The 3,573-nt window shown below is 58.2% G+C and carries 3 protein-coding genes; 2 read left to right on the top strand and 1 reads right to left on the bottom strand.

Annotated features, from left to right (window positions below; translation table 11 throughout):
• The coding region (locus EN879_RS28000) for a porin (RefSeq protein ID WP_245493875.1) at positions 1–917 on the top strand (917 nt) is incomplete at its 5' end.
• 377 nt (positions 918–1,294) lie between these two features.
• Here EN879_RS28000 and EN879_RS28005 read toward each other — a convergent pair.
• Entirely contained in the window at positions 1,295–2,962 is a 1,668-nt protein-coding gene (locus EN879_RS28005; protein ID WP_013532602.1) for a sulfotransferase, read from the bottom strand.
• A 117-nt stretch (positions 2,963–3,079) separates the two neighbouring features.
• Here EN879_RS28005 and EN879_RS28010 point away from each other — a divergent pair.
• Positions 3,080–3,573 (top strand): aminotransferase class I/II-fold pyridoxal phosphate-dependent enzyme (locus tag EN879_RS28010; RefSeq protein ID WP_127274384.1); only part of this gene is annotated, 494 nt, incomplete at its 3' end.

Raw genomic sequence — 3,573 nt, forward strand, 5'->3', positions numbered from 1 at the left:
GTGCAAAAGCCGCGGATCACCAGGATGGTGATGACCACAATACCTGGCTGAAGAATACCCGCTTCACGCTGAAGACCTGGACAGGCCAGGAAACCGAACTCGGCACCTTGAAGACCTACACCGAGACCCGCTTCAACTTCGGCGACGACAACGCCTTCGAGGACGTCAACGCCGCCCACAACCGGGACGTCTCGCTGAACTTCGCCTGGATCCAGCTCGGCGGCCTGCGCGTCGGTAAGGACGAATCGGCCTTCGATACGTTCGTCGGCTACGCCGGCAACGTCATCAACGACACGCTCGTTCCCTACGGCGATTTCGACACCAACGTCGTCCAGTACTACTTCGACGCCGGCAACGGCTTCTCGGCAGTGGTCTCGCTGGAAGAAGGTAACGCCAATGACACGATCGACAGCTATGTTCCGCATGTCGTCGGCGGCGTGAAGTACACGCAGGGCTGGGGCGCCATCACCGGTGTCGTCGCCTATGACAGCAATTACGAAGAAGTGGCCGGCAAGGTTCGCCTGGATGTGAACGTCTCCAACGAACTCTCGCTGTTCATCATGGGCGGCTACGGTTCGGACGACAATCTCAACGATAACCTCAGCAATCATGTCGACGCCAACGGTCGCGGCTTCTACAAGATGTGGGGTGGCAATTGGGCAGTGTGGGGCGGTGGCACCTACAAGTTCAACGAAAAAACCTCGTTCAACGCTCAGGTGTCTGCTGACGATTGGAAGAACGTCGGCGTTGCCGCGAACATCGCTTACGACGTTGTGCCGGGCTTCACGGTCACGGCCGAAGTCGACTACCTCCATGCAGGCCGATTTGGCGATGTCAACTATGTTAACCCATCGTTCACACCGGCCGACAAGAAGAACAGCATCGGCGGCCTCCTCCGCTTCCAGCGCTCGTTCTAATATATTTCGACTTGTCGAAATCGAAAACCCGGCGGGCAACCGCCGGGTTTTTTACGCCGGGTTCCGAGAGACTCGTCAAATGCAGTTGAGCCGCCCCGAGACCGAGCCCCTGCACTTCTTGAAGGTTTGCGAGCGACAATAGCCAGCCGACGAAGCCGAGCCCCGGCAGCTCCGGCAGTCCGGCAGTGCGTGAGTTTTCGCGCCAAGCACTTCGAGCGTGTCGACCAGCAGAATCAATTGACCAACCGAGCGATTGTGTTGGGATCATCGGGTGCGGAATCACGCGCATCCGTAAGCTTCTTCAGCTCTATTTCTCAGCAGTGCCAACCAAATCGAGGAGACGTGCGCGCATGAGCGGAACGCAGGACTGGTCTGAGTTACGTGTCCGCCAAGTCGCCCAAAGCATCGATGAGTGGCTGGATCTCGCCTTCATAATTCTTCCAGCGCTTGACCGACGATTTGTAGATCGGTTGGCGAACCTGCCAGCGACTGGGTGTGTTGACCGAACCATCCCTGTCGAAAAAGCGCAGGCAGGCGTCATCCCAGGGCAGCCCAAGGTAATCGATGAGGCGGCGTGACTGCGCTTCCTGATCGTCGACCAGCGTCTCGTACTGATTTTCGAAGATCAGGTTCGGGAAAACCTCGTTCCAATGCTGCATCAGGCGGTCATATTCTCGATAGTACAGGCCGAGTGTCTTCAGGTCGGTGTTGTAGCTGTGCCCCTCGCCGAATTTCTGGACAAAACAAGAGACGCAATTGTCGATGGCGTCACGACGGCAATGAATGATTCGCGCGTTGGGAAAGAGAACGGCGATAAGACCGATCAGCTCAAAATTATGAGGCATCTTATCCACGATCCGAAGCGCGGCAGGCGCTCGCTCCCTCAGATAGGTCAGGTGCTCTTCGGCCAGTGTTCCGGACAGGTGTTCTGTGATCGACGCCATCGCATGGTTTAGCCTCCCGGCCGATGACTTTCTGAGGTCGATCGCATTCGCGACTCTTCTGAGTTTGCTTAGTTCCCCTGCGCCATGGACATCGGGATGACTTGCGCAAATTTGTTCCGTGAGTGTCGTTCCCGAGCGCGGCATGCCGACCACGAACACAGGAACTTCCGAAGGATTTCCGTAACCCGACCTGGCAGCCAGCATCTCAGGCGTGAAGGTCTCAATCAGTGAATCTACCCACCGACGGTATTGGTCGATATCGAAGTAGCGGCCCGAGGCCTGTTTGGCCTTGTTGAAATGGCCGAATGCATCCTTATAGCGCTTGAGGTCGTTCAGCACCTTGCCGGCCGCCAGATGGAGCTTCTCTACGCCGTCCAGATCAAGCTTGGGATTGCCGAGTTCACCAACGATGGATTGTAGTTCCTTTGGCTCTTCGGTGAACTTTTGCGTCTGTACAAGGTCGTTGTAGGCAGTCGGCATTGCGATGCGACGTTCGATTGCTTCTTTAAGAAAGGCGGCGGCCTCGTCCATGCGCCCCAGGCTGCTGAGCGCGCTGGCCAGTCCTATCCGCACTTTGGGATGATCGCGGTTGATCTTCAGCGCCTTCTCATAGAGCGGCAAAGCCATGTCGGGTTTATCAAACTGGATATAAGCGTCCCCCAATGCACAAAGCGCTTCGATGAGACCTGGCTGCAACTCCAAGGCATACTGCATATGCTCGATTGCCGGTGAATATTCACTGACCTTCACATAGGCCGAAGCCAAACCAAGGTGGTAGTAGGGGTTTTTTGGTTCCTCGCCGATCGCTCGTGCGAAATATCGCAAGGCCGCCTCATCGTCGTAGCCCAGGCACACGGTCCCCAAAATATACAGGGCGAGCGGATGGTTAGGCGTGCGCGCCAGCACCCGAAGGCATAGGTCCTGAGCCTCGTTAAGCCGCTTGGCCTGCTGAAACTGATACGCCTGCTCCAGCAACGCATCGTCTGCCTGCGCAGGCGAAAGCGAATTTGCGTTGCGCAGATTTGGCTGCGGGAATTTGGGTTTCGGCCCGGTTTGGACCTTGAGGTGCTTTGACCAGGCAGGCGGCAGACGGTTGTTCATCACGTCTCGCTAGCAAAAGCGGCCGAAAGAATCCAGCGTTACGGATCTGCCCAGCGGCAACTTGCACCGACCCATCCGGCGCGCTAGCAAGAAGGCCCTTTCAAGCGAGCTTCCACCATGCATCAGCGCCCTCCCCTCATGCCGCTCATCGCAGCGCTTCCCTCGACGGTGCCGTTTGTCGGCCCCGAAGCGCAGGAGCGCGAGCGTGGCCGCGCTTTTCGCGCCCGCATCGGCGCCAATGAGAGCAGCTTTGGTCCCTCGCCGCGCGTCATCGCCCGCATGGCCGAGATCGCCGGCGACATGTGGATGTATTGCGATCCCGACAATCACGATCTGAAGGTGGCGGTAGCCGCGCATCACGGCGTAAAAGCAGAGAACGTCGTTGTCGGCGAAGGCATAGATGGCCTGCTCGCCCTGGTGGCACGCATGTATGTGGCGCCCGGCGATGCTGTGGTCACCTCGCTCGGCGCTTATCCGACCTTCAACTTCCACATCGCCGGTGTCGGCGGACGACTGGTGACGGTCCCTTACGAGAACGACCGGGAAAGCCTGGATGGCCTGCTGGCGGCGGTGCACAGGGACAAGGCCCCGCTGGTCTATCTCTCCAACCC

Origin of the sequence: Mesorhizobium sp. M7A.F.Ca.AU.002.02.1.1, assembly GCF_003998535.1 — a bacterium.
Taxonomy (GTDB): Bacteria; Pseudomonadota; Alphaproteobacteria; order Rhizobiales; family Rhizobiaceae; genus Mesorhizobium; species Mesorhizobium ciceri.

What these genes read in the sequence shown, in the direction of transcription:
- EN879_RS28005 (WP_013532602.1), bottom strand. Translation starts at nt 2,962, where the DNA reads ATGAACAACCGTCTGCCGCCTGCCTGGTCAAAGCACCTCAAGGTCCAA.